Source organism: Psychrobacter pacificensis, assembly GCF_018336615.1.
Lineage (GTDB): Bacteria > Pseudomonadota > Gammaproteobacteria > Pseudomonadales > Moraxellaceae > Psychrobacter > Psychrobacter pacificensis.
This window is the reverse complement of record NZ_CP048752.1, coordinates 272,998-299,579: the sequence shown is the minus strand read 5'-3', so window position 1 is coordinate 299,579 and position 26,582 is coordinate 272,998. Positions and strand designations below refer to the sequence as shown.

The following is a 26,582-nucleotide window of genomic DNA, read 5'->3' as shown; positions in this document are numbered from 1 at the left end:
GTAAATTATTTACGGGGCTTTTTAGTACTTTTAGTTAATGTTTTGATCTTGGTATTAAATGGCTTTGGTACGTTCAGTCAACCACTCAAGGGCGGCACCTTCTACGCGATCATTTAACTCTGCATAGACTTGACTGTGATAGCTATTTAACCAATCGATCTCGACTTGATCCAGTAGTGATGGCTCAATCAGACGCGTGTCGATTGGGCAATAAGTGATGGTTTCGAAGTGTAAGAATTGACCAAATTCTGTCTCAGTAGGATTGGCAACTGGTGTATTCACAACCAAGTTTTCGATACGGATGCCCCACTTACCCTCACGGTATAGACCTGGCTCATTGCTTGAGATCATACCGACTTTCATCGCACGCTCTTTTGGTGTGCTCGCGCTATAAGCAATGACTTGTGGGCCTTCATGCACATTTAAGAAATAACCAACACCGTGACCAGTACCATGACCATAGTCCATCTGAGCTTGCCACAATGGGGCGCGGCAAATCGCATCAATTAATGGAGAGGCGATACCATCAGGGAAATGGGCATGAGCGAGTGCAATATGGGCTTTGAGTACGGTCGTAAAGTCACGTTTGTGCTCAGCGGTAACTTGGCCAATACCGACCACGCGAGTGATATCTGTCGTACCGTTTTGGTACTGAGCACCTGAGTCAATGAGTAGTAAACCACCTTCACCCTCAGCCACATCAAGATAACTGAATTTCTCTGGCGTCGCGCGGTAATGTGGCAATGCCCCATTTTCATTGAAACCTGCGATAGTTGGAAAGCTTGGCGATACATAATGCGGCTGACGGCTACGCACCTCTATCAGCATACTATCTACATCCAGCTCACTCAGGCGCTCGCCTGCTGCTAGACGCTGTTCAAACTCAGAAAAGAACGCTGCTAAAGCCGCACCGTCTTGACGCATGGCCTCACGCACATGATCGATATCTGAGTCAGACTTGACAGACTTGAGCAGTGTGCTTGGTGCCATTTGCTCAATAAAGCCAATATTGTCTGCCATTTTGGAGAGTGTCCCAACGGCAACTTTATTTGGGTCTAACAGCAATAGATCTTCTGGTGTTAATGAACTCAATGCATCTTGTACAGCAGAGTAATCAGCCAATGTGATACCGCTATCTTTTAGACTTTGTACAATATCTTCGCACGCTTTATCAGTATCAACAAACAATGTTGCGCTGTCTGCATCAATCAGCATATGTGCTAAGAACACTGGGTTGTAATCAACATCAGCACCGCGCAAGTTCGTCAGCCAAGCGATGTCATCTAAGCTTGAGAGCAGATGATGGGTTGCGCCAGCATCCTTCATACCTGCGCGTACTGCTGCAAGCTTTGAGGTCGCAGACTGCGCAACAAACTGCTCATCATGTGCATACAATTTGGCATCTGGCAGCGCAGGACGATCTGTCCAAACGCTCGTCAATACGTCACGTTCAGTGATCAAGGTAATATCATTGGCATCAAATGCACTCAATAGTCGATCTTGCTCAGCGATAGAGAGCACATTACCGTCTATGGCGACGCTATCGCCCTCTTGCAAATGATCGGCCAGCCAGTCGATATGGTTTGGCTGACCAGGTGCCAACTTCTCCAACGTGATACCCGTACCCTCTAGCTGCTCAGCGGCATGTACCCAATAACGACTATCCGTCCATAGACCGGCAAAATCAGCCGTCACAACCAAAGTGCCTACTGAACCTGTAAATCCTGATAGCCACTGACGGGTTTGCCAATACTCTGGCAAATACTCAGACAGATGTGGATCAGCAGAGGGCACGATAATCGCCGTGAGATCTTGAGCCACTAGTGTTTTGCGTAGCGTATCGATACGCGCTTGGATAATTTGTTTATTCATTGAATGTGTCCTTATTTATTTTAGATAAATTATTTAGAAATCGAGAGGTGAGTAGCAACTATGAATAGTCGTCTTATTAGATGCTGCTTGATAGTATTGCAGTAGAACATAACTAGATGTTTGGGCAGAATGTAGGCTTTCAATAGCCTAAAAAATATCTCACTGATTGAAATAATAAAACGTGCTGCCAGTTATGGTAACACGTCTTATCATGAGTTATGGACTGATTCTAAGGGCATGATAGAGGATTTGCATACACCAGTTATCTGTCTTTATTGGCGTACCTCGTCAGCGTGCTCGCTTTTTTGCAGCATATTATTGATAGGCTTAGCCAATACCAACAGTATCACGGCAGAGACTACCAAGAAAATCGTCATAGTGGTAAATAAAGTCGGCAAACCTTCGATTTTGTCCGCTGAAACATGACCACCAAAGAATGCCGCAACCAAATTACCCATCGCAATAGAAGCAAAGAAAAGCCCCATCATCTGACCTTGCATGCCTTTTGGCGCAAGCTTGGTCATTGATGACAGACCTACCGGGCTAAGCGCAAGCTCACCAAGAGTCAATAACAGCAGACTTCCTACCAACCATAAGGGCGACGCTAAACCAGCACCAGGCACTAAGATGCTTTTTGAGGCAAAAATCATCAAGGCAAAACCAGCGGCGGCAAGTAGCATACCAAGTGCAAATTTCGCCATACTGCTCGGCTCAAGGCCTCTGTTTCCTAGCTTGACCCAAATGATACTAACGATCGGTGCCAATATTAAGATAAATAGTGGGTTTAGTGACTGAAACCAAATACTTGGTATCTCAAACCCCATAATATTCAGGTCTGTATAACGATCGGCAAATAGGTTAAAAGAGGTTGGCTGCTGCTCAAAACTTGACCAAAATAGCGTAGAACCAATGATTAAAATAAAACAAATCAATAAGCGCAGTTTGTCCGTCTTATCCAATCGCGGTGAAATAAACATAATGGCAAAGTAAAGGATGACAACGGCTGCAATGATATAGGTCATATACTCCGCCACCATCTCAGGATTGAATGACACCATACCCGTAGAGATTAACAGCACCGCAGCGACCAACAATGCCACAAAACCACCTACCCAACGGCCAATGTTTTTGTACTGATCATTGGATTGCTCCCACTCAGCATCGACACCTTTGGCCTGCGCATAACGCGTCAAGTTCTTGCGGGCGATAAAGCGGTAGGTAAGCAAGGATACGAGCATCCCTAAACCACCAACGCCAAAGCCGACATGCCACATGCCTTTTTCTTTGAATACGCCAACGATGAGCGCCGCCAATAGCGCGCCAATATTGATACCCATATAAAATAAGGTAAAACCGCCATCACGGCGAGCGTCACCCTTAGGATACAAAGCGCCAACCATCACTGAGATACAGGTTTTGAACAGTCCTGAACCCAAGACAATACAGATCAAACCGACAAAAAACAGCGTCATACCAAACATGGCAGAAAGCGCAATACATAAGTGACCAAGGGCAATCACAATACTGCCCCACCACAGGGCACGCTCTTGACCCAGCCAGTTATCTGCTAGCCAACCGCCCGGTACGGCTGCCAAATATAAGGAACCGGCAAAAATACCATAGATAGCAGACGCCGTGACTTCATCGAACCCAAAACCACCACTGCTCACAGTTGCCACCATAAATAGCACGAGTAGCGGGCGGATACTGTAGTAAGAGAAACGCTCCCACATCTCAGTAAAAAACAACGAGCGTAATGGCGCAGGATGACCCATAAAGCCATTGTCTAGTGCTTGCAGCTCAGCCGCACTAGCTTCTGATTTTGATTGTGTACTCACAACTTTATTCCTTTAAAGGTTATTTTGGTAATGACCAAATGCCTAATTATTCCGATAAGCGGTCATATAGGCGGAACATTGTTTCACTTGGTTATACCCAAGTAAAGAAAAAGTTGGCTAAAAATTACACAAATACCCACAAAAAAGCTCGCTCTCAATCGCTGAGAACGAGCTTTTTTGTGGTCTTCAATGCAGTCCTATCGTATTGATATTACTGCTAGTAGAGACTTTGATAACCACTCATTTAAGAGTCGTTTTTTGCTATATAAACAATAAATTGCAATGTCAAAAAGGGGCTGTCCTAGATAAGTAAAATTATTTAGGATAGCACTATGAGAAAGAGTAAACTAAGTTGGTATAAACAAAACAGACTCATCGAGTTATTTGTTGCTGGTTCTACCGCGAGAACAGCAGCAAGCCTAATTGGTGTTAATAAAACCACAGCCAGTTATTACTTTCATAGGCTGCGAGTGCTTATTTACGAGAATAGTCAAGACCCTGGTCTATTTGAAGGCGAAATCGAAGTAGACGAATCATACTTTGGTGGAACTCGTAAAGGCAAGCGAGGGCGAGGTGCTGGTAGCAAAGTGCCCGTGTTTGGCCTATTAAAGCGTAATGGCAAGGTTTACGCTTGTATTATACCCAATGCTAAAGCAGATACTTTGATCCCCATCATAAGAGAAAAAGTTAAGCCTGATAGCATTGTTTATACTGACTCATTTAAAAGCTATAACGCATTAGATGTCAGTGAGTTTACTCATTATCGTATCAACCACTCCAAAACCTTTGTTAATGATAAGAATCATATTAATGGTATAGAGAACTTTTGGAACCAAGCTAAACGGCATCTACGTAAGTTTAACGGGGTTCCAAAAGAGCATTTTCACCTCTATTTAAAGGAATGTGAGAGGCGTTTTAATCACAGTGACCCAAAGTCGCAATTACTACAATTAAAACAATGGGTTAAACAGGGTTTGAACTAGTTATCTAGGACAGCCCCGTCAAAAATTACTGCGCTACTGCTGTGTCATCAGCGGCGGTGCCAGCATCCCCAGCATCTAAGTCACCATCCGCTTGCTCAGCAGTTAAATCAGCATCGGCAACTGCCGCTTGGCTTACTGTACCAGAAGCGGTCGCTGTACCTGCTTCTGCGGTCACAACTGCACTATCCGCCGCATCAGGTGCTGGCGTCACAGTGGCATCTGCGGGTGCATCGGGCGCCGCGGCTTCTGCGGTTGCAACATCCGTATCTGCTTCAATAGCCGTGTCTTCAGTCGCCACGACTTCTGCCTCATCAGCCGCTTCTGATGCTTCCGTTGGCGTCGCCGTGATGTGCTCGCCTGCTGGACGCAAAAACGCAGAAATACCAATAAGTAAGACAATGCCTAAAAACAAGGCAATGCCGCCTAAAGCATATAACAGCTCTTTTTTTGGATTGTTATTGACGATACCTTCTGACATACCTTATCCACCTTGCACAAAATATTTGAAATATTGACCTATTATATCGTAATTTATACCGTTTTGTGAAAACCCTTAAGTATTTAAAGGGATTATTATCGACAATTTTATATCAGCTTTTGGTATTATCGACACCTACTTACCTAACCGACGAGCATGGTCTTGCAACCTTTAATCAATATGCCTATGACTTACCCAAGCGCACTGACGTTTTTGAGCGTTTGCCCAAATAGCTCAATACCAATAACAGTGCCATGATAAATAAAATAGGATATTGACCAAATCGCATAAACGGCGTATTACCAACGCGCGCCTGTATATTACCGCGTAGTACGGTGCGCTCAAACTGCGGAGCACGCGCTACGATGCGACCTTTATGGTCGATGATAGCTGTCACCCCCGTGTTGGTCGCACGCATAAACCAGCGACCATTTTCGAGCGCGCGCATCTGTACCATCTGTAGATGCTGTAGCGGGCCTGCCGACGTACCGAACCACGCATCGTTTGAGATGGTCAATAAAAAGTCTGTACCAATCGCGTTTTTGCGTGTGGTATCTGGATACGCCACTTCATAGCAGATAGCCGCGCCCAAATTATGACCGCGCACTCGTAGCGGTGACTGATGATCACTACCGCGGCTATAGCTCATGATATCTTGGCTACCTGCCAGATTTGGCAGGATATCAAGCACCCCTTCAAATGGAATGTATTCACCAAAGGGTACCAGACGCTGTTTTTTATACAAGCCATCTGCCTGAGCCCCTAGCGCCACCACACTATTATAAAACGGCGCATATTTATCTTTACTGGCATCAAACGCGGCTTCGTCCTTATAAGGGATGCCCGTCACCCATGCCGTGTCCGTCTCTTTGGCCATTTTGACCATTTCATTGATAAAACCAACCGCTTCTGTCTGAAACATCGGAATCGATGACTCAGGCCACAGCACAATGTCACGCCCCCACTCATCGCGAGTCAAGGTTGCGTAGATTTTTAGGGTTTCTATTTGATACTCAGTAAGCCATTTTAGATCTTGCGGGATATTGCCTTGAATCAAAGACACTGATAGATCAGGCGTGCCTTTTGGTTTGGTCCACTGCGGATTGATCAACCATAGCGAGCAGCTAACAACCAGCAAAGCTATCGACGGAATCATATAGCCTGCGCGGCGACGTAGTAGCTCAACGACGCTGGCTCCCAATAATACCGCCACAAAAGAAACCGCGAAAACACCCGCAACAGGCGCCAAGGATGACAACCAATATTGCTCAGTAAATGCATAACCGACGAATAGCCAAGGGAAGCCGGTGAATAGCCACGTTTTCATCCACTCTTGGAGTACCCAAAGCGCAGCAAAAGATAATGGCTGTTTGCCAACCACTCGATTAAAAATCAGCGCCAAAAAGCCATGGAACAACCCCATGCCGAGACCCATCAGCGCAATCATAATCAGCGCAAGCCATACGGGCGTCGAACCATAGACATGGATAGATGTGTACAGCCAAAACGCACCCACACACCAAAGCCCCGTACCGTATGCCTGACCAATTAGAAAGGCGCGGCGACCTGTCATATCCGGCATCAACAACGCATATAAAATGGCAGGTGATACTAATGCAACTGGCCAAATACCATAAGGTGCCAGTGCAAGTATAAAAGCGCCTCCTGCCAGCAAAGCTATTATTACCGTCAGTCCCAGATGTAAGCCTTTTGGCTGTTCAGGGTTCAGGCGTTTTTGTAAATCAACAGTAGACAGACGCATAGCAGTTATCCAAAACCATATTTTCAAAATTTTACAGCTCAGCACTGAGACAAAACCCAAGCAAAAACTGACTGCATAATGCTTTATGCAGGACCATAAATAAAATCCACCCATGATACCAGTCAAAACCCATCAGTGGGTAAATTTGCGTCGCGAAAGTCTCATACCAAAATGCAAAAGGCAGAAAGCAAAAAACACGATGGTTCATCGTGTTTTTCAATTTACTCATAAATTTGATTGAGTACTAAGTTCATACTCCGTTGCTGCGTCATGTCATGATAAGAAGGTTAATGGCTGCCTATCAATATCTGCTGGTCCCCATTGGTTTTGGTCAGCTCTAGATTTTGGATAAAGCGCCCTTCCACATCAGTGATGGTGATTTGCCAATCATCTATCACCACGCTCTCACCCTCTAAATCACCAACGAAACCGAGCGCTTGCATGACCAGACCGCCCATCGTGTCGACATCGGTATCATCAAAACGACTGCCAAGCTCCTCATTACAGTCTTCAATCACCGTGGATGCTTGGACACGCCATGTGTTTGGCTTTTCAGGATCAGGGACGATATTATTAATATCGCTGTCTTCATCAAAGTCATCATGCTCATCAACGATGTCACCAACGATTTCCTCTAACAAGTCTTCCATGGTAACGACACCACCAAAGTTGCCAAACTCATCAACGACGATCGCCATATGCACTTGCGTGCGCTGCAATGAGCGCAGCAGAGTATCTGAACGAGCTGTTTCACTGATATATAATGGCTGGCGCACCAAGTCTTTTAGACGTTTGCTATCGATTTTGTCTTCTTGATTGCGTACCATGTGCACCAGAATAGGAATCAAATCTTTTGCCAATAGGATGCCAATAACGGCATCATCATCTTGACTATCAAAAACAGGATAGCGCGAGTGCGTCGTATCAAGAATGATGTCCATCACTTCAGGGAGACTGGTGCTTTCGTGCAGACCAATCACTTGTGGCCTTGGTGTCATGATTTCGCGCACTTGTGTCGCCGGCAGATCGAGCACGCCTTCTAACATATCGACCGTATCGGGCTCTAAAAACTGGCGCGAGTCTTGTACCAGACGAATCAATTCATCACGGGTTTCGGGGGCGGTCGATAGCCAGCGTTTTAAGCCGCGCATCGACCAACTACTCGGGCTGGGAGTGTCGTCAGACATGGTGGTGTGATTTAACCTCTTTAGTTAATGGCAATTAGAATAACCGTTCATAAAATAAGTAGAGCCTAGATGGGGACAAAAGCGCCAAATAAAACAGCGAGCTTATCATTATCTGTGTAGCAAACAACAGACATACCAGCACAATTTAGCTTCACTTTATCGCAAGCCTCACCGACATTCAACGACAAATTCACTCAAATTGTATTGTCAGTGTGTTATAAACTTTGCTATGGTCAAAGCCATTATTTATCAAAACAAACCTTATGTCGCTACGCTCCGTTTTTTACCGCTTATTATCGTCGCGTTCACGCAGCCAGCTTGCAGATAGCCATTCTGTCAGTCGCGATTTGGACAACAGATCAGCAGATAACAAACCACCAAGACCGACATGGCGACATCGTCTTGTTATTTTTTTGATTGCTATCACAATATTGCTATCAGCAATATGGTTGCTATTAGCGATTTGGTATCAGTACGGGATAAGCTCTGTACTCACTTGGCTTGCAACACTCATCATCGTGGGTATATTAGCTGCGCTGCTAAGTATGCGTTATTGGCATACAGTCACAAAGATACTGCTCAGTGTCTCATTGTCTAATAAAAAATCAATTCATAAAAACACAGCGACTAGATACCTCATTGGCTTATATGGAGCAACTTGGCTCATAGGTCTAGGCTGGTTTTTTTCTATCGAACCCCAGAAAAATCGCGACTGGATGGCTGAGGTCGAGCAGCAAGTGGCTTATGAGCGCGATGCAACCAACCCTGATTTGATTACCTTAACCAATGTCCGTAATTTTGATTGGCGCACAGACAAGGACGCCACAGAGCATTGGGAGACGCGCACGATTGATTTATCTAAACTCTCTGGCGTTGATGTAACCAACTCTTATTGGATGGGGCCACTGATTGCTCATACTTTGGTCAGTTTTCGCTTTGAAGACGATAGACCACTTGCCTTCTCATTTGAGATTCGTAAAGAGCAAGGCGAGGCATTTTCGGCACTGGCTGGTTTTTTTAGACGGTATGAGCTGAGTCTGATTGCCGCCGAAGAGCGCGATATTATCTATACGCGTAGCAACGCGCGCGGTGAGCAAGTCTATCTGTTTCCTATCAGCAATTTGCAGCAACATGAGGTGAGATCGTTGTTTGAATCTTACCTAACGGCAATGGATGAGCTGAATACCAAGCCTGCTTGGTACAACACGTTGACGAGTAACTGTACTAATATTATCTTTTATATGGCGCGTATCGTTAGTGGTGATCGCCTGCCGTGGGATTATCGAATTTGGGTCTCTGGTTGGCTACCAAACTATCTATATGATGTTGGCATGCTGGATGCTGTGCCTGAAAAACAAAACCAGCCTTGGTCGATGGATACGTGGTATGAGCGCACCCATATCAATCCAAAATCTATGGGCTTCAATAACCTACACTCTATTGCCAATAGCCGTCAGTTCTCTCGGCAAATTCGTCAAGATATTCCGACACCACCATTGGCTGACTCTCAAGCTAGCGCTGAAGCAAAAGCCAAATCGACTGCACAGGCATCTCATTAGCGCGATAATCTACCCTATAGCAGTTATGGATTCACCCAATTAACCACGCGCGTTTCCATTTCTTCATCAGACATACCAATCTCCGACACACAGCGGCCAGCGACACCCACATTGGCCGCACGCATCTCGTGCTGGGTGACTACCGCATCCTCAGTCAATAACAGATGCCAGCTTGGTAACCCCTGCCCTTTATACAAACGCTTATAGGCGCAATGCGATGGCAGCCACATCATGTTGGGCAAGTTGTCCATGGTCAGCTGAATACAATCTGGTACATGCTCTTGGCGTGTCGCATAATGTTGGCAATAGCCTGTCGCGCAGTCCATCAGCTGACACGTCACATCGGTATACTCGACCAGCTCTTCGTCATCATCATTATCGATGTATTTGATCAAGCAGCAGCTGCCGCAGCCATCACACAACGCTTCCCATTCGCTATGGTTTAGCTCGTTTAAGGCAAACCGCGACCAAAACTGCGGACGCAGTGGCTCAGATCTAGAGTCAGTGTTAGGAAACAAACTTACCGACTGCGTAAGCTTACCAGCTGGATTGACGCCTGAATGCAAATCTGATTGTTCATCATTTTTGTTTAAGAAATTTATAGTCATAGGGTCGCAGTAGCATTTTGATAAAGAGCGTTACACTATTATAGCTGTTTTTGCTAGATATGGGCGTTAAGGTAGTACGAGTTAGAAAACGAACCATCACAATGACAAATAATCAACACGACGAATAATCAAAACTCATAATATAAAAAAGGACAATCCTATGTCAGTTAAGACTTTCGAGTTAATCAGTACTACCGAAAATGGCGTTGAACTTATCAGCTATGTGGCACTACCAGAAAACGCTTCTGATGATAATCCAGCAGCAGGTATCTTGGTCGCACCAGAATGGTGGGGCGTGGTCGATCATCCAAAATCAGTAGTAGAGCGTTTGGCAGAAGCTGGTTATGCAGCGGTCGCAATGGACGTCTATGGCGAAGGAAAACTCACTACCGATGCGGCTCAGGCCAACATGTGGATGGAGCAAGTGCTTGCTGATCAAGACATGCTGATGGCACGCTGCCGCTTGATTTTGAACGACTTTAGCGATCAGTTATCAGTTGACGGTGACAAGCTCGCGGCAATCGGTTACTGCTTCGGCGGTAAAGTCGTCCTAGACATGGCTCGCGAAGGCATGCCACTAAAAGCGGTCGCTACCTTCCATGGTAACCCAACGCCAAAACAACCAGCAGACAAAAACTTCACTGCAAAAGTACTGGTCGCGCATGGCCGTGATGACTCAATGGTATCAATGGATGCCATCGAAGGCCTAAAATCAGAGCTAGACGCAGCTGACGTAGATTACACTATCGATGTCTATGACAATGCTAAGCATGGCTTTACCAATCCACATGCCGATGAGCGTGCTGAAAAAAATGAAGTGGACCTTGGCTATAACGAAGCCGCTGCTAAGCAAAGTTGGGAAAATATGCTTGAGTTTATGAAAGCCAATTTGGCATAGATTGGCATAAAAAACTTCTGATATAAAACTCATAAAGAAGGGCAGCTTAACTATTAAGCTGCCCTTTTATTTTGGGTTTTGTTTTACCAATGACCTTTTGGGTAAGTAATCAGAGCGGTCTTGTACTTCTTAGCAAATCGCGTCATTATCACATTACTATCAGCTGGATTGAGCAACAAAATGTTATACCTATGGATGACCCAGTTAGGTTGGCTGGCTTTTACAGTTTTATTGATTGTAGTAGTCGCTTTATACACCAAAATAAAGCGAGAAATCACGTATTTGCGCCGCGATGTAACAAAACTACAGGCTGAACTTGAGCAGCAAGCAAAACGTAGCGTAACATCCTCTGCCACGCAGTTGGTTGATGACGGTGCCCATACACGCAAGAATTTTTCTAAAGACACTGATGCCGTTACTGAAACGGATACGATTGCTGGCACTAGGGATAACGCTACCAAAGACCTCATCGTTGACTCAAACCGTCGAATTCCTATATCGTCGCCACCGCCACTACCTACTACTGACTCGACACCAACCAATGATATAAAATCAGACGCTTCTGATCAGAAATCCGTAGCCCCTCTTGACCCAATAGCAGCAAAAAACAACGACAAAAATACCCCCATTGAACCAGATGAGCGCTCACTCCCTATCGTCACCTCGCTCATGCACTCAATCAAAAACTGGTTTTTTGGTGGCAATCTCGTCGTACGAGTTGGCGTATTGGTACTGCTGGTGGGTGTGGTACTGCTGCTGCGCTTGCTTAGCGAATATATCGAGATCTCAATTACCACAAAGCTTGTCACCATCGGTGCTGCAGGTTTGGCATTGGCAGCACTGGGATTCAAACTCACCGCAAAACGCTTTTCGTATGGTATTACGCTACAGGGCGCAGGCTTAGCGATTACATATTTGAGCACCTTTTTTGCTTATAGTGTCTATGAAATCATGCCAAGTGTACCGAGCTTTATTGGGCTTGGAATATTATCTGCCATCACTATCGCCCTCGCCGTACGTCAAAACGCTTTTCCGCTCGCGTTGTTAGCGTTATCTGGTGGTTTTTTTGCGCCGATTTTGACCAGTGAGAGTACGGGAAGTTTGACGGCGCTTTTTGGTTATTATCTGCTTCTCAATATCACCATCGCTGTCATCGCCCACTATCGCCCATGGAAAGTCCTAAATCTGCTTGGGGTAACTGTCACGTTTGGACTGGCCTACTATTGGGGCTTGACCGAAGACTTGCCCGCCATTATTAAGACGCAGCGCTGGTCGCTGGTAATGATCACTGCGCTGCATGTGCTGCTGTACTTGTTTGTGGTCATTCGCTATGCGCAGCATGTTATTGACTACAACACTGCCAGTACTACTAATGATCAAGCGCCCGACAGGCTATCTTTAGCCAACTCATCATCGCAAGCAATTTTCCCCATAGATACCAGCTTACTATTTTCAGCACCCGTACTGGCCTTTGGGGTGCTGGCCGCCTTGCTTGATAGCGTGTCGCATGGATTGACGATTACTGCTGGTATTTTGGCATTGCTGTACTTAGGCACAGGATATGTCTTTGTCAAACAAAGCCCGCGTTATCTACTGGTGACCGAGAGTATGCTGGCGTTGGGTGCTGGGTTTTTGGCGATTATGGTGGCGTTGGCGTTGGACGCTAATTGGATGACCTGTGGCTGGTCGATACAAGCCTTAGCGTTGGTCTGGCTGGGCGAGCGCTCAAAGCGGACTTGGTCCGTCTATTTTGGGCTGGGTCTGCATGTGCTGAGTGTGGCTTGGTTATGGTTGCTCGATATTCCGTCTCGGTTATCTGCAGGTGACACCTCCCTTATGTTAGTGTGGCTACTGGTGGCATGGTTGCCGCTGGTCAGTGCGTATTTACTACGGCATTTTTCACTGTTTGATGCAATCAGCAAATGGAATCAAACCAAAATTGCCCATTGGCAACGTCGCTGGTTGATATATGCTTTTTCACTACTGGCTACCTGTTGGAGTATTTGGGCGACGTATATCGCCTTTGAGTTGTGGTTAGCAGTGTCAGTAACGACGCTGTTTATATTGACCGTCATCATACACAGTCTTGGCTTTTGGCTTATCGATAGCAAAACGCCGTGGGCACAGGCACGCCGTATCAACCGTGCGATATTGCTCGCTCTGTATACGTTTATGGTCACTCTCACACCCATTATCATTATATTTTCCCATCGGTGGGATAACATTGAATGGCGATACTTTATTATCAGCGCGCTTATGGTATTAGGCGTTGCACTACTATGGCTCAAACGCTGGTATCAAGCAGGCGAACAGCGGTATGTGGATCCAACCAGTCTACTGATCACCGCGTTGTCTGTGCTGTTTTATACCTTAGCGCTACGGTCAAATGCTGAGCATATCGCGCCGCCGATGCTACTGGTCGCGCTACTATATGTCATCCCTCTCTATCTAACTTACAAGCAAATCAGTACGTACGCATCTGAGCGCAAACAGACGCTGATCGCGCGCGCTCCTGCTTGGCTCAACCTGCCACATGCGCTGATAGGCACTGGCAAAGCATTGCTGCCTATTGCTTTGTTTTGGGTCGTTTTCAGTAATTATTATAGCGACGGCGCGGTCTGGCAGCTGCCATATTTGCCAGTGCTGAGCATCATTGATGTCAGTATGGGGTTGGTAATAGCTGCTTCCTTGCTATTATTACGACTGCTTCAACAAGTGCGTGCGCCCAATACGGTCTTTACCGAGCGTTATCGCCATACGCTGATCATATTGGCTTTGATTGCCTTTTGGTGGCTCTCAAGTATTTTGGTACGCAGCCTACATGCCTTTATCGGTACACCGCTTTGGGACGGCGCTCAGGGCGGCGCTTGGAGTAGCGAACAAGTACAGACAGGACTGACCATCTTGTGGACGCTCTTGGCTTTGGTCGCGACTATTGTCGCCAGCCGCTACTGGCAGCGCGCGCTGTGGTTTATGGGTATTGGGTTGTTAGGCATCGTTGTGATTAAACTGGTCTTAGTTGACTTATCACAGACCGAGGCAATTTGGCGCGTGATCTCGTTCATTGGTGCCGGCAGTTTAATACTATTGATTGGGTATCTTGCGCCGTTGCCGCCAGCCAACGAAGAGATAGGAGATCCCCCTCAATCGTAACGGCGCATCTGGTCAGGTAAGTAGGTCAGGTGAAATTGTCCCATGGATACATCGGGTTTGTAGTAAACTGGATCCCATGACAACAGACAATGCCAACATAGCGCCATGTCTTTTGCGCGACATTTATGAATAACAAGGTTATAAAAGCAGATGGATAAGAGAGCAAGTATTCAGTGGTTCCCTGGGCATATGAACAAAGCCCGCAACGAAATCAAAGAAATCATGCCGCAGATGGATGTGGTCATCGAGGTCATCGATGCACGTATCCCCTATAGCAGCGAAAACCCAATGGTCGCAGCCCTACGCGGCGAAAAACCTGTGATTAAAATCCTGAATAAAGCTGACCTTGCCGATCCTGAATTGACCCAAATCTGGATGGATCATCTTGAGCAGCAAAGCCAAGTCAAAGCCATTGCGTGCGATACTGAAAAAGCCAATGACGTAAAACGCATCATTGCCATCTGCAAACACCTCGTACCCAATAAAGTCGGGACTGGTCGTCAAATCAAAGCGATGATTATGGGTATTCCAAATGTGGGCAAATCAACGCTGATCAATACGCTAGCAGGTCGCGCCGTGGCAAAGACAGGTGACGAGCCAGCGGTAACCAAGTCGCAGCAGCTGATTAAGCTCGACGATGACATCATGCTCTATGACACGCCCGGTATGCTATGGCCGAAAGTTGAAAATGAAAACTCTGGCTATCGTCTAGCAGCGACAGGCGGTATCCGTGATACTGCTTTTGATTTTGCTGATGTCGCAAGCTATACCGCTGAGTACTTGATGCACGCCTATCCTGAGTCGCTAAAAACCCGCTATAAAATTGACGAGTTACCCAAGACCGATTGGGAGTTCTTTGAAGTGGCAGGACGCAATCGCGGCTGTGTACGCGCAGGCAATCAAGTCGATACCTACCGTATGTCTGAGATTCTCATTAACGAGCTACGTAGCGCAAAGATCGGGCGTATCACGCTTGAGACCCCAGCTATGATTGAGGCAGAAGAAATCGTCGTCGCCGAACAACGCATCGCTGCTGAAGAAAAGAAAAAAGCCCGCGAGGAAGAAAAACGCTTACGTCGTCTAAAAACGCGGAAGAATCGGAAGTAGATTTAATAAACGTAAGACCAATCATGTAGAAGTGAAAATTTTCCCGTCAGGCAAAGAAACTAACCCTAGCAAATAATAAAACACCAACCCATGTTTCTTTGCCAATGGTGCAATTACTCTAGCAGCTTCTTGCATGTTATTATCTGGCAGCGGCAGAGAGACAGCAAATGTATTCTGTAGCTGTACATGAGCGACCGTTGCCCCGAATGCTAATGAAAGCTCAAATGATAAATCACCTTCCTGAGCCAGTTGTTGTAGCTCAGTGGCAAACTCGAATATGTTTTCGCTATGAGCGCTGACTTCTATCTCTATAAGCTGCGGTAGTAATACACCTGCACTATCGTAAGAGATAGGCAGATACTCATCGCCATCACCCAAACTTGCATCCCAAACATAAAACAAAGCGTATTCAGTCATAATCAGCTACTCCAATGGCTCTACGGTAGATAAAATCTCTAAAAGTCTATCCCAGCGCTCATTCATTCTATTCTTAACATAGTCGTTTGGTGAGTTATCAATAAGTTCACGATACTGTATGATCAAATCATCATAGTCCTCTCGACCTGCAAGTTTGGCTAGAATAAGTTGTTTATCCACTCTTTCACCATGGCTGTGCCCTCTTGCAATCTTATCATGCAGTAACAAAAAAAGCTGATTGTAGCTGTCTATTTTATCTACTTCATCCAGTTTACTGGCAAACTCAGTATTAATAAATTCAGTAATCTGTTTTTGCTTATCTGCAAAGTTTTTATCGCATACATTAATGTAATCTAGCTTTAAATAAGGAGATTGCCGAGTAAGCTCAGTTGGCAGCGTTACTTTATCGTAAATCTCTTCAAACGCTGGTGATACAAAATACGCATGAATTTTTAATCTAAAATAGCCGTTCTTACCTTCCGCTCCTCCGGTTAGACGCACATGACCATAAGGCATGGCCTTGGTACAACCATCGACTTCAAGAGAGTCATTAACGTTAGCGCTTGTTACTTGACTACACTGATAACCATAACGTTCTAAACAATCATGCATGAATGGGTGCAGTATTTTTTCAAAGTCCTCTCTATCTCTAGGAACCTGTGCCTCTGGCTTATAAATATCAGCAGACTGTTTTGCCAGCGCCCGCTTTTCTTTTAGCAGTGCCATACCTCTTGCGATGTTAGGCGGATAGATCGTACCATCTGGATAGGCAACCATACCCCGAGTGTCATAAAACACTAGCCCTAACTCTTCACATAGAGGGGTGATAACATCTAACGCTTCACCGTGCAGTGCTTCAGGTGTGGGTATGGCTACGCAAGCGGTTTTAGAATGAGTTTTCATCTCTAAATTTGTATTTACGTAGGCTTCATAAAAGACTTCTGAATAATCCGAGGTTCTGGCTTCGTCCACGAGACGATCTGCTAGCTCAATGATATTTGAGCTGATAGTATCCACTAGCTGCTGGCGCAAAGCTTCAAAGTCGTGCGTTGCTTGTTCCCATGAGCTGTCTTTACTTGGTGTACAAGTAATTTGATGGATATCCCAAACGAAAAAGGTTTGTGCTGACAAGATACTATCTCCTAAACTATTAATGAAAACATTGGTTTTACTTATTATTAAACTGAAAGTGAAGAACACGTAATAACTAACTAATGCTTTTCCTTAAAAACAACAAACCATTGCATAGCGAGTCAGCCCACCCCATAAATTAGTTAACCTTTTATGGTCTAATATTTTTTATTAATTGACAAGGATTATTCTTGCCTACTTTATTCTCTCAACCTGAGTCATCTCTAAACTCCTTTGCCCCGCGCCTACTCGATTGGTTTGCCGAAAATGGTCGCCATGATTTGCCGTGGCAACAGCACCAAACTGACACGCCCAATCCTTATATCGTTTGGTTATCCGAAGTGATGCTTCAGCAAACACAAGTGACCACAGTACTGCCCTACTTTGCACGCTTTATGGAGACGTTTCCGACCGTGCAGGATTTGGCCGCTGCCGACTGGGATGTGGTCGCCGAGCATTGGGCGGGGCTTGGCTACTATGCACGCGCGCGTAATTTGCATAAAGGGGCAAAGCAGCTGGTTGCAGTAATCGAGGAGACGGGCGAGTTCCCGCAGACACTCGCAGGTTGGGAAGCGATTTCTGGCGTTGGCCCATCAACGGCTGGGGCGATTATGGCGATGGGATTGCATCATTATGGCGTCATCTGTGATGGTAATGTCAAACGGGTATTGACGCGCTGGGCAGCCATTGACGGCGATATCACTAAATCTGCTACGACGAAAGAGTTATGGGCATTAGCGGAGCGTTTAACACCGACAGAGAACTCAGGACTGTTCGCACAAGCCATGATGGATATGGGCGCAACGTTATGTACGCGTAGCAAACCTGCTTGCCTATTATGCCCGCTACAAGAAGATTGCTTGGCACATGCTGAGGGGCGCGAGACTGATTATCCTGTCAAAGCGAAAAAACAGCCCAAACCGAGCAAGTTTAGCGATGCATTGCTGATAGAAAATATAGACGGTGAGATATTGTGGCTACAACGCCCTGATAATGGCATTTGGGGTGGCCTATGGAGCTTGCCTTTACAGTTCGTAGAAAAAATTGATGGTAAAGCAAATAGCAAGATAACTGGCAAAACTACTGCTAATAAATCAGTCACGAGCGACGATAAGTCATCAAGCTTGGCAAGTGGCGTGCGCAGTAATGAAAAAATATACGAGACAGAGTTCACCACGGCTGAGCAAATTATCAACGAATGGCTAATAAAGAATGAACTGGTAACCGAATCAGTTAGCAATACCTTATTAGATGACGCCCCTATCAAGCACTCATTGACGCATTTCCATTGGTATTTAACACCGCGCAAACTCACTGTCGATGCTGCGCAAACGATAGAACTCAACGAGAAACTAGCAGCAGCTGAGATTGATTTTAAATGGCTCACCGAACAAACAGCACAAGACAGTCTAGGATTGCCTCGTGCGATGATTAAAATCTTAGAATAAAAATTAGTGTAAAAAACTGGCATAAAAAAAAGCGACTCATTATCAATAGTGAGTCCCTTTTTTATGATCACAAGATGACAGTAGCCAACAATAAATAGCGCTAAGGCTAGGGTTAGGACTTTGGCACACGCAAGCGCATTAGGCCTTCTTGTTGCACGGTGGCAACCAGTTTGCCATCTTGCCAAAACTGCCCATGGTTCAGCCCTTTCGCATTGGACGTGGTATCGCTCCACATGTCATAGAGCAGCCAGTCATTCAAATCAAACTCACGGTGGAAGTGCATCGAGTGATCGATACTAGCAGCTTGCAACCCGCTGGTCATAAAGCTCACGCCATGTGACATAAGCCCCGTGCCCACCAAGTAAAAATCAGACGAAAATGCCAATAGCGCTTGCTGAATCGCCACCGGCTGGTTGCCCAGCTCGCGAATACGCAGCCAGTTGGCTTGCTTAGGTTTCATCGGTTCTGGATTGATCGGATTACGCGGTTTGACAGGCTTTATCTCGACATGACGGCGGCGCATAAACCGTGCTTTGAGCGCATCTGGTACTTTGCCCACGTACTCTTCTTTTAAATCTTGCTCGGTCAATAGATCTTCTGGCGGTGGATAAACAGGCATGTCTTCTTGATACGCAAGGCCATCCTCCATGGGAGAAAACGACGCAATCATCGAAAATATCACTTGCTCAACAGGCGCTTTACCGCGTACTTCTTTGTACTGAATAGCCGTCACTTCACGCGCGGATAAACTGCGACCATCACGCAGACGGCGCACTTGATAGATCACTGGTTGATTGATATCACCACCACGCAAAAAATACCCATGCAACGAGTGACAAGGCTTGTCTTGATCTAATGTATGCGCTGCTGCCATGATCGCTTGGGCCAATACTTGCCCGCCAAATATACGACTGCCCACATAATCATGGCTCTTACCCTCAAAGACATCGGGGGTAACCTCAATAAGCGCGATTGTAGCTAGCAGCTCATCAATCAGTTGTGAATTATCGGACATGACAATATGTTTCCTTATTTTTATCAAACACGCTCAGCATCCAAAAGTAAGCATCTAACAATCTCGATGCCATATAGCCGCTGCGCTTGAATTTAAAATAATATGAGATCGCTTGCTAATATATACAAGAGAGACTTTAGAACAAACACACAGCCATAGCTCACCAGGCCATGGCTATCTGTTCATTTTCGATAGAAAAGGTAAATATCTTACCCAATATTGTTGGCTTTGACTAGTTACTGTCAGCTTACTCATAAGTATTGCTTAACGATTTGCGATAAAAAATCGCATCTACTTTACTCGTCCAAGCAATCTCATTCATAAAAAAACGAGATGTCTAACAACATCTCGTTTTTGACTATCATCTAAAAGTTTATGGCTTTACTGCTACCAGTACGCGAATAGAGTCCGGCACTAGCGATAAGTTACCAAGCGCTTGCTCCCCTTGGGCTTTGAGCTGCTCTAGGCGCTCAATCTCTTCGGGGCGTACATTTGGATTGATGGTTTGCAGATGCTTGAGACGTTTGATCTCACGTGACCACTGCTGACTAAAGCGCGCACTTGCTTGTTCACCAATCTCCGCGATTTGCTTACGTGCGATGTCTTCAGCCTCGTAATAACGCTGCTCGATCACATCGCCGCGCACTTTGATCACTTGACGAGCACGGTTTTTGTCCAAGCGTTCCACATGCGGCATGATCATATCAGCACTGATACGAGCCGACAAGTCACTACCCTGCTCACTAATAAAGACACGGATATTTTGCGTGGTCAAGGTCGCTGGCAGATTGAGCACTTTTGGGGCGATGGCTTCGACACGGAAGTTTACTTCTAACAATACCATCCCCTGCGGCACAGCGGCGCTTTTTAGCATAGCCACTGTCGTATTCCCAAAGGTGCTGGTACTGGCCAGCTCATAGATAGCGCGCATCAATGGATGCTCGTGCGTGATAAAATCGATATCTTCACGCTGAAGCGCTTGCTCACGCTCAAAAGTCAACGTCATACCATCTTCATCACCAAGCGGCAAGCCATCGATATAGTCGCTGATCTCAGTGCTATCAATCGGTGCGATGACCCACGAGCCATCACGCTGGATATTATGGTCGATATTGGCAGAGGCAAAGAAGCGCTCAATGAAATGCGGCAACAAATTATTGCCATCAAAGTCACGCATGGCATCCGCAATACGTCCAGCAACACGCGGACGACACGAGTTGTACTCTAGCAGACGATCACGGCCCGCTTGTAGCTGCGCCTCTAGGCCCAAACGCGTCTGTAGCGCCTCATCAATGATGTCTTGTAAGATAGCATTGTTATCCGCAGTATCCGCGCCTTCAAGTACAGGCTTGAGCTCTTGGATATACTGCTCTTGCACGCTTTGTGCCGTTGGTGATATTTGGTTAAACATATTCAGCGCATCGTTATACCAATGATACAGACGCTCTTGCGCCGTGCCCTGTACGTAAGGCACATGCAGCATGATCTGCTGTGTCTGACCGATACGATCTAGACGTCCAATACGCTGCTCCAAAGTATCTGGATTGGCTGGTAAATCCCAGAGTATCAGCTGGCTTGCAAACTGGAAGTTACGACCTTCAGAGCCAATCTCTGAGCACAATAATATTTGTGCGCCTTCACTATCCGCGAAAAATGCTGCTGCTTGGTCACGCTCAAGCAGGGTCATCTGCTCAGTAAATATAGCGGTTTTGATGCCGGCATGCAGACGCAATACAGCCTCTAAGCTCTCTACTGTCGCGCCACTGCGAGCGATTAATAGCACTTTTTGTTGCTTAAGCTCACCGCGTAAGATATCAACCAACCAAGAGACGCGTGGGTCATCTTCTAGCCAGCCCCCATCTGGTTGATTCTCTTCGCCCCATAGCTGCTCACGCAATTTGCCATTGGTTTGATAGCTGTCTTTCCACGCGTCAGGGAGCGGCAGTGGATGCGGCTGACTGCTACGACCATAGAACCCTTTGACACTCTCGCGCGTGTTGCGGAACAAAATACGACCAGTACCGTGACGATCTAATAGCTCGTTGAGCGCATAGGTACGCAGTTTGTCGTCTTCATTAATCGTAGACAGCTCATCCATCCTGATGTCTAATAAATTGCTCAATGCGGTGATTTGACCGTTATTGAGCGGTTTGTCTTCTATTAATACACCAGCGACTGCTGCCGTCTCCGCAAACGCTTCTTGACCATCAATGAACTCATCTAGATCATCGAAGCGATCTGGATCAAGCAGACGCAAACGGGCAAAATGACTTTGCGCGCCAAGCTGCTCTGGCGTTGCCGTCAATAACATCACGCCTGGCGTCTCTTCTGCAAAGTCTGCCACCAGATCATATTTATCATTGCCGCCTTGCGCCTCATCCCAATGCAGATGATGCGCTTCGTCCACGACCAATAGATCAAATCCTGCCTCCATCGCTTGATCATACAAATCAGGATGGTCAATCAACAAGTCCATACCGGCGATGATGCACTGCTCAGTGGCAAAGACATTTTGCTCAGGATCATGTTCTTTGATCGCAGCAGTGCGCACCAAATCAAACAATGCAAAATTCAGATTAAAACGACGACGCAGCTCAATCATCCATTGATATTGCAAGCTGTCTGGCACCAAAATTAAAACACGCTCAGCTTTACCCGTTAGTAGCTGCTGATGGATAATCATGCCCGCTTCGATGGTTTTACCAAGGCCCACTTCATCAGCGAGCAGGACACGCGGCGCGATACGCTTACCGACTTCGTGTGCGATATAGAGCTGATGCTCGATGATATCAACACGCGCACCCATCAACCCTTTGAGTGGATGGCCTGCCAACGCTGATTGCATACGTAAGATATCTTGGCGCAGCTCGTACCAATCGCCGCGCTCGATACGACCAGCGAGCAAGCGCTCAAGTGGCTTGGCTAGCGTGATATTGGCAGCAAGGCGCGTCTCCATTATTCCTTTAGAAGCAGGGCCGCCCTCGTGTTCATCGACGCCATATTTGAGCACACCCATGACTTCATCGACAGCATTGACTGTATAGCTTTTGCCATCTTGGTCATAGATCGTATCGCCAACCTTAAACACCACACGCGATAGTGGCGCAGAGTTTTTTGCGTAGACGCGCGTCTCTTCACTTTGTGGAAATAAAATATGCACACATCGATCATCGACGTCGATCACCACACCTAAGCCAAGCTCAGACTCCGTATCAGATAAATAACGTTGGCCAACGGCGAATTCAGTACTGTGCAATGAAGCAATAGAGATAGTCATAAGGCGATGTCTTTTGTACTCAGATAATTAAAAATTAGATAGCAATGGTGGCTTGCGATAGCAGTCAGGTTAAAAATGAGGCAAATCATCAATAGATGCAAACGCAGTGTCATAATCTTAGTGAAACCAATAGCCAAGCCTTACCATTATATAACGTTAGCGGCTAGATGAGTGCGTTAAGTTCAATTTTCAAGAGGCGGCTTATGATACCCATGACTTTATAAGGTCTTTGGGCCCAATCATGCTCAGTAAATCCGCTCATGATATAAATTACTTTGTTTTTAAACGCTTATCACCACTTAGCCAATATTTAATGGATTCGTTTTTGACTAAAAACTCCAACGTGCTACATTAAGCCCATAACGATTCATTTGACAACTATTTCTATCTATAGGACAACAATAAATAAGGAATCATGATGCAAGCCGTTTTTTTGGATAAAGGCACTTTTTCTGATGGTATTGACTTACCTGCACCAGCAGGCATAAGCGATTACGTCACTTATAACGATACGCCAAAAGACACGGACCTCATTATTGAGCGCTGTAAAGATGCCGATATCATCATCACCAATAAAGTGCAAATTGGCGCAGAGGTGATCGCTGGCCTACCCAAGCTAAAATTGATTCAACTGACCGCCACTGGCATGAATAACGTCGATCATGAGGCTTGCGATAAACATGGCGTAGCACTTTATAATGTGGCGGGATATGCGGTAAAAAGCGTGCCTGAGCATACCTTTATGCTCATGCTGACTGCGATGCGTGCCGGTATTCATTACCATCAAAAAGTCGCTGATGGCACATGGCTAGCAAACGGGAATTTTTGTCTGCTGGATATTCCGCTGATAGATTTGGAAGACAAGACGCTAGGCATCATTGGTATTGGCACCATTGGCAAGCGCGTAACCGAAATCGCGCGTGCATTTGGTATGACAGTTCTATGGGCGGAGCATCAAGGACGCACGCCGCGCAACGACGATTATACGGCATTTGATGAGGTATTAGCTCGTGCAGATGTCCTCAGTTTGCATTGTCCATTGACTGAACAAACCGAACACCTCATTAATAAAGATACCTTGGCAAAAATGAGCAAACAACCGCTCATCGTCAATGTCGCTCGTGGCGGCGTCGTTGATAGCCAAGCATTGACTGATGCGATTAACAATGAGCAAATCATCGGTTATGCCAGTGATGTATTTGCACAAGAGCCCATCGCGAACGATGACCCATTACTCAGTCTCAGCGACCATCCACGCGTCATATTTAGCCCGCACAATGCTTGGGGCAGCAAAAGCGCCCAAGAGACCTTGTGGCAGATATTAAGCAAACAAGTTGCTGACTTTATCGATAATCAGCATCAATAGCGACTATCGATCAATTAAAACCTAACGACTGAACCGCAACCAGTCGTCTTTTATTTTGCGGTATTTGAGCATCACACGGTCGCTAAGATAGTTGTTGGTCACGTACCACGGGTAGCGATCGCCTTGCTTCGGCAGTCTGTCTTGGGCACGCCTGACATATCCAGACGATAGCGAGCCCATCACCGTATCTGCTTGGGCGTAGGCGGTAGCATTCGCCGCCTGTGCCTGTGGCAGCGCGACTTGGTAGCGGTTTTTGTGCATATAACTCAACAGCCGCACCACATATCGACACGCCAGATCAATCTTTAGCGTCCATGAGGCATTGGTATAGCCAAATAAGGCCGCCATGTTAGGCACGCCTTCGATCATGACTGCCTTATACGTCATGCGCGTACCGATATCAATGGCCTGCCCGTCGATATATACCGCTGCTCCGCCTAGCATTTGCAGCTTCAATCCGGTTGCTGTGACGATGATATTAGCCTCAAGATGCTCGCCTGATTGCAGCATAATACCGGTTTCAGTGAAGTGGTCGATCTGATCGGTGACCACTGCTGCACGTTTACCGTGCAAAGACTTAAATAAGTCACTGTCTGGCACAGCGCATACGCGTTGATCCCACGGATTGTAATCGGGCATAAAGTGCTCGACATCAATGCCGCTACCTTTTAACTCTTTTGTCACGCCGCTTTTTAGCACAGCTTTCATCAGCTTGGGCGCGTGAGTGGCTAATTTATACAGCCCTTGCTGCCGCAACACGTTGCGCGCTCGCAGTACCGTATAAGCCTGCTCTTTTGATAAAGGTGAAAACTTGCCTGATAGCCAGTCGATAGCATGATCATCGCCCGGTACGCTTGCCACATAAGTGGGTGTCCGCTGTAGCATCGTGACATGACGCGCACACTGCTCGCTGCTTTCATCTACCAGTGCCGGCAATAGCGTCATTGCAGTGGCACCGCTGCCAATAATGACCACTTTTTTGTCATTATAATCTAAATTACCCCAATGCTGCGGATGGACAATACGACCGCGGAAATCTTCTTCTCCCGCAAAATAAGGACGATAGCCTTGCTTATAGTCGTAGTAGCCCGTAGCACCGACCACGAACTTTGCCGTCTTAACGAACACTTCTCCGCTGGTATGGTTTTTTATGGTTGCTGTCCATAACTTATCCATACTCGACCATGATATTTGCTGAACTTCATGCTCGTAACGAATATGCTCCGTAATACCAAACTCGCGCGCCGTATCAGCGATATAACGCTTAATATCGCCACCTGCTGCCAGCATTCTATAATCTAGCCACGGTCTAAAGTTATAGCCAAAGGTTAAGGCATCAGAATCAGAGCGGATACCAGGATAGGTAAATAAATCCCACGTGCCGCCCAAATCAGCACGTTTTTCTAATATGGCAAAGCGCTGCGAGCCTCTTTTGTTGTTAACTGATTTGTTCTGCCTTTGTTTTTTTGCACCTTTATGACCAAATAGATTTTTATGCGCTAGTTGCTGTAAGCGGCAGGCCATACCGATACCCGCAATGCCCGCACCAATAATCAGCACTTCATAATCAGCAGGCTTACCCCTTTGCGACTGTCTACGTGCGAGGCGACTTTTAATCGCCTGTTTGGTAGTAGCGATATCAAGCATATTCTCATCCTTGTGTTTACATGATCAGCGATAACCTTAGTGCTTCTATTAATCGCGCGCTTCGACTTCATATTCAGGCAGCTAATGCATCAAAATGGGCATGGACTTTCCCAGTCCATCCAAGCACCCAATACTGGATGCTTTAAGCGCAATTGCTGCGCATGTAGATTTAGCCTTGGCGCAATCTTGAGTGCCGCGCCTTCAGCATATATCGGATCACCAATCATCACATGACCTGCATGCACCATATGCACGCGTAGTTGATGGCTGCGACCTGTCACTGGTTTTAGCATCACTCGGGTAACTGGTTGACCATCACACATTTCGTGCGCTATGACTTCATACAGTGTTAAAGCATGCTTTGACCAGTCATGATCAACGATATGACGCGGCTTGGTCGTCGGCTCATAGCGTACTGGCACCGATATCTCACCCGCTGCGCCCACCTGCTCCCATTCCCCAAAAACTCGTGCTTGGTATTTTTTCTGCGGTAAGCGTTCAATAAACTGTTTACTGATATTGGTTTGGGCGGTGGCATTTTTTGCAAAAATAATCAGACCTGACGTGTCCATATCCAGTCGATGAATCAGTTTTACCGCTGGATTGGCACGCTCAAGCCGAGCAAGCAGGCTTACCTTGAGAGTCTTGCCATCGACACTTAACAGCCCTGCCGGTTTATCCACTACCCAAATATCATCATCTTCGTACACCGTAATCTTTTGCGCAAATTGTTTGAAAAACTCAAGTGGATAGGCATTTTCTTGCGCGTTGAGAGCGTCGACTTCTTCATCAGTAAAAGGCATAAACTTAACTACTTATATAAATTAAACGTAATA

Annotated in this window: 19 protein-coding genes; 7 read left to right on the top strand and 12 right to left on the bottom strand. The window is 46.2% G+C overall.

Annotated elements, in window-relative coordinates; all coding sequences use genetic code 11:
* Positions 1–54: 54 nt before the first annotated feature.
* Together GYK50_RS01320 and GYK50_RS01315 are read right to left on the bottom strand one after the other, a co-directional pair.
* Entirely contained in the window at positions 55–1,872 is a 1,818-nt protein-coding gene (locus tag GYK50_RS01320) for an aminopeptidase P family protein (RefSeq protein WP_186474934.1), read from the bottom strand.
* A gap of 272 nt (positions 1,873–2,144) precedes the next feature.
* The gene (locus GYK50_RS01315) at positions 2,145–3,647 is read right to left on the bottom strand and encodes a peptide MFS transporter (RefSeq protein WP_186475407.1); all 1,503 of its coding nucleotides are present in this window, start codon (positions 3,645–3,647) and stop codon (positions 2,145–2,147) included.
* A 395-nt stretch (positions 3,648–4,042) separates the two neighbouring features.
* Here GYK50_RS01315 and GYK50_RS01310 point away from each other — a divergent pair, with 395 nt between their 5' ends.
* Positions 4,043–4,693, top strand: coding sequence for an IS1595-like element ISPssp3 family transposase (locus GYK50_RS01310; protein WP_186474935.1), 651 nt, complete (start codon positions 4,043–4,045; stop codon positions 4,691–4,693).
* Between the two features lie 25 nt (positions 4,694–4,718).
* On the opposite strand, the gene GYK50_RS01305 is transcribed toward GYK50_RS01310, so the two are convergent.
* From GYK50_RS01305 to GYK50_RS01295, 3 genes are all read right to left on the bottom strand, one after another.
* Complete coding sequence (locus GYK50_RS01305) at positions 4,719–5,171, bottom strand: hypothetical protein (RefSeq protein WP_186474936.1); 453 nt, start codon at positions 5,169–5,171, stop codon at positions 4,719–4,721.
* A 184-nt stretch (positions 5,172–5,355) separates the two neighbouring features.
* Complete coding sequence (gene lnt / locus GYK50_RS01300) at positions 5,356–6,933, bottom strand: apolipoprotein N-acyltransferase (RefSeq protein WP_186474937.1); 1,578 nt, start codon at positions 6,931–6,933, stop codon at positions 5,356–5,358.
* Positions 6,934–7,220: 287 nt separating this feature from the next.
* Positions 7,221–8,120, bottom strand: a complete 900-nt coding sequence (locus GYK50_RS01295) for a CBS domain-containing protein (protein WP_186474938.1) — start codon at positions 8,118–8,120, stop codon at positions 7,221–7,223.
* A 263-nt stretch (positions 8,121–8,383) separates the two neighbouring features.
* On the opposite strand from GYK50_RS01295, the gene GYK50_RS01290 reads away from it, so the two are divergent.
* Positions 8,384–9,679, top strand: a complete 1,296-nt coding sequence (locus GYK50_RS01290) for an Lnb N-terminal periplasmic domain-containing protein (RefSeq protein ID WP_186474939.1) — start codon at positions 8,384–8,386, stop codon at positions 9,677–9,679.
* Positions 9,680–9,702: 23 nt separating this feature from the next.
* Here the strand turns inward: GYK50_RS01290 and GYK50_RS01285 are convergent, their stop codons facing one another.
* A complete protein-coding gene (locus GYK50_RS01285; protein WP_186474940.1) occupies positions 9,703–10,287 on the bottom strand; it encodes a YcgN family cysteine cluster protein in 585 nt (194 codons plus the stop codon).
* A 160-nt stretch (positions 10,288–10,447) separates the two neighbouring features.
* Here GYK50_RS01285 and GYK50_RS01280 point away from each other — a divergent pair, with 160 nt between their 5' ends.
* The 3 genes from GYK50_RS01280 to ylqF all read left to right on the top strand — a co-directional run bounded on the left by GYK50_RS01280 (position 10,448) and on the right by ylqF (position 15,445).
* Positions 10,448–11,185, top strand: coding sequence for a dienelactone hydrolase family protein (locus tag GYK50_RS01280; protein ID WP_071002843.1), 738 nt, complete (start codon positions 10,448–10,450; stop codon positions 11,183–11,185).
* A gap of 195 nt (positions 11,186–11,380) precedes the next feature.
* Positions 11,381–14,338 (top strand): DUF2339 domain-containing protein, encoded by a 2,958-nt coding sequence (locus GYK50_RS01275; RefSeq protein WP_212564101.1) that lies wholly within the window; start codon positions 11,381–11,383, stop codon positions 14,336–14,338.
* 150 nt (positions 14,339–14,488) lie between these two features.
* A complete protein-coding gene (gene ylqF / locus GYK50_RS01270) occupies positions 14,489–15,445 on the top strand; it encodes a ribosome biogenesis GTPase YlqF (RefSeq protein WP_071002841.1) in 957 nt (318 codons plus the stop codon).
* Between the two features lie 21 nt (positions 15,446–15,466).
* Here the strand turns inward: ylqF and GYK50_RS01265 are convergent, their stop codons facing one another.
* Together GYK50_RS01265 and GYK50_RS01260 are read right to left on the bottom strand one after the other, a co-directional pair.
* Positions 15,467–15,862, bottom strand: a complete 396-nt coding sequence (locus GYK50_RS01265) for a hypothetical protein (protein WP_186474942.1) — start codon at positions 15,860–15,862, stop codon at positions 15,467–15,469.
* A gap of 6 nt (positions 15,863–15,868) precedes the next feature.
* Positions 15,869–16,993 carry a hypothetical protein gene (locus GYK50_RS01260; RefSeq protein ID WP_071002839.1) on the bottom strand — a complete coding sequence of 375 codons (1,125 nt, stop codon included), beginning with the start codon at positions 16,991–16,993 and terminating at the stop codon, positions 15,869–15,871.
* Between the two features lie 191 nt (positions 16,994–17,184).
* Between GYK50_RS01260 and mutY the strand changes: the two genes are divergently transcribed.
* Entirely contained in the window at positions 17,185–18,441 is a 1,257-nt protein-coding gene (gene mutY, locus GYK50_RS01255) for an A/G-specific adenine glycosylase (RefSeq protein ID WP_071002838.1), read from the top strand.
* 112 nt (positions 18,442–18,553) lie between these two features.
* On the opposite strand, the gene GYK50_RS01250 is transcribed toward mutY, so the two are convergent.
* A complete protein-coding gene (locus GYK50_RS01250) occupies positions 18,554–19,456 on the bottom strand; it encodes an acyl-CoA thioesterase (protein WP_071002837.1) in 903 nt (300 codons plus the stop codon).
* A 373-nt stretch (positions 19,457–19,829) separates the two neighbouring features.
* The gene (gene rapA, locus GYK50_RS01245) at positions 19,830–22,733 is read right to left on the bottom strand and encodes an RNA polymerase-associated protein RapA (protein ID WP_212564100.1); all 2,904 of its coding nucleotides are present in this window, start codon (positions 22,731–22,733) and stop codon (positions 19,830–19,832) included.
* 418 nt (positions 22,734–23,151) lie between these two features.
* On the opposite strand from rapA, the gene GYK50_RS01240 reads away from it, so the two are divergent.
* A complete protein-coding gene (locus GYK50_RS01240) occupies positions 23,152–24,099 on the top strand; it encodes a D-2-hydroxyacid dehydrogenase (RefSeq protein ID WP_186475408.1) in 948 nt (315 codons plus the stop codon).
* 21 nt (positions 24,100–24,120) lie between these two features.
* Here GYK50_RS01240 and GYK50_RS01235 read toward each other — a convergent pair whose 3' ends face one another.
* Positions 24,121–25,746, bottom strand: coding sequence for a flavin-containing monooxygenase (locus GYK50_RS01235; RefSeq protein WP_212564099.1), 1,626 nt, complete (start codon positions 25,744–25,746; stop codon positions 24,121–24,123).
* Between the two features lie 89 nt (positions 25,747–25,835).
* Positions 25,836–26,549 carry an RluA family pseudouridine synthase gene (locus tag GYK50_RS01230; RefSeq protein ID WP_212564098.1) on the bottom strand — a complete coding sequence of 238 codons (714 nt, stop codon included), beginning with the start codon at positions 26,547–26,549 and terminating at the stop codon, positions 25,836–25,838.
* Positions 26,550–26,582 lie beyond the last annotated feature (33 nt).

Bases quoted from the DNA above. Each gene is read 5' to 3' on its own strand.
- GYK50_RS01320 (WP_186474934.1), bottom strand. From the start codon at position 1,872: ATGAATAAACAAATTATCCAAGCGCGTATCGATACGCTACGCAAAACA.
- GYK50_RS01315 (WP_186475407.1), bottom strand. From the start codon at position 3,647: ATGGGTCATCCTGCGCCATTACGCTCGTTGTTTTTTACTGAGATGTGG.
- GYK50_RS01310 (WP_186474935.1), top strand. From the start codon at position 4,043: ATGAGAAAGAGTAAACTAAGTTGGTATAAACAAAACAGACTCATCGAG.
- GYK50_RS01305 (WP_186474936.1), bottom strand. From the start codon at position 5,171: ATGTCAGAAGGTATCGTCAATAACAATCCAAAAAAAGAGCTGTTATAT.
- lnt (WP_186474937.1), bottom strand. From the start codon at position 6,933: ATGCGTCTGTCTACTGTTGATTTACAAAAACGCCTGAACCCTGAACAG.
- GYK50_RS01295 (WP_186474938.1), bottom strand. From the start codon at position 8,120: ATGTCTGACGACACTCCCAGCCCGAGTAGTTGGTCGATGCGCGGCTTA.
- GYK50_RS01290 (WP_186474939.1), top strand. From the start codon at position 8,384: ATGTCGCTACGCTCCGTTTTTTACCGCTTATTATCGTCGCGTTCACGC.
- GYK50_RS01285 (WP_186474940.1), bottom strand. From the start codon at position 10,287: ATGACTATAAATTTCTTAAACAAAAATGATGAACAATCAGATTTGCAT.
- GYK50_RS01280 (WP_071002843.1), top strand. From the start codon at position 10,448: ATGTCAGTTAAGACTTTCGAGTTAATCAGTACTACCGAAAATGGCGTT.
- GYK50_RS01275 (WP_212564101.1), top strand. From the start codon at position 11,381: ATGACCCAGTTAGGTTGGCTGGCTTTTACAGTTTTATTGATTGTAGTA.
- ylqF (WP_071002841.1), top strand. From the start codon at position 14,489: ATGGATAAGAGAGCAAGTATTCAGTGGTTCCCTGGGCATATGAACAAA.
- GYK50_RS01265 (WP_186474942.1), bottom strand. From the start codon at position 15,862: ATGACTGAATACGCTTTGTTTTATGTTTGGGATGCAAGTTTGGGTGAT.
- GYK50_RS01250 (WP_071002837.1), bottom strand. From the start codon at position 19,456: ATGTCCGATAATTCACAACTGATTGATGAGCTGCTAGCTACAATCGCG.
- rapA (WP_212564100.1), bottom strand. From the start codon at position 22,733: ATGACTATCTCTATTGCTTCATTGCACAGTACTGAATTCGCCGTTGGC.
- GYK50_RS01240 (WP_186475408.1), top strand. From the start codon at position 23,152: ATGCAAGCCGTTTTTTTGGATAAAGGCACTTTTTCTGATGGTATTGAC.
- GYK50_RS01235 (WP_212564099.1), bottom strand. From the start codon at position 25,746: ATGCTTGATATCGCTACTACCAAACAGGCGATTAAAAGTCGCCTCGCA.
- GYK50_RS01230 (WP_212564098.1), bottom strand. From the start codon at position 26,549: ATGCCTTTTACTGATGAAGAAGTCGACGCTCTCAACGCGCAAGAAAAT.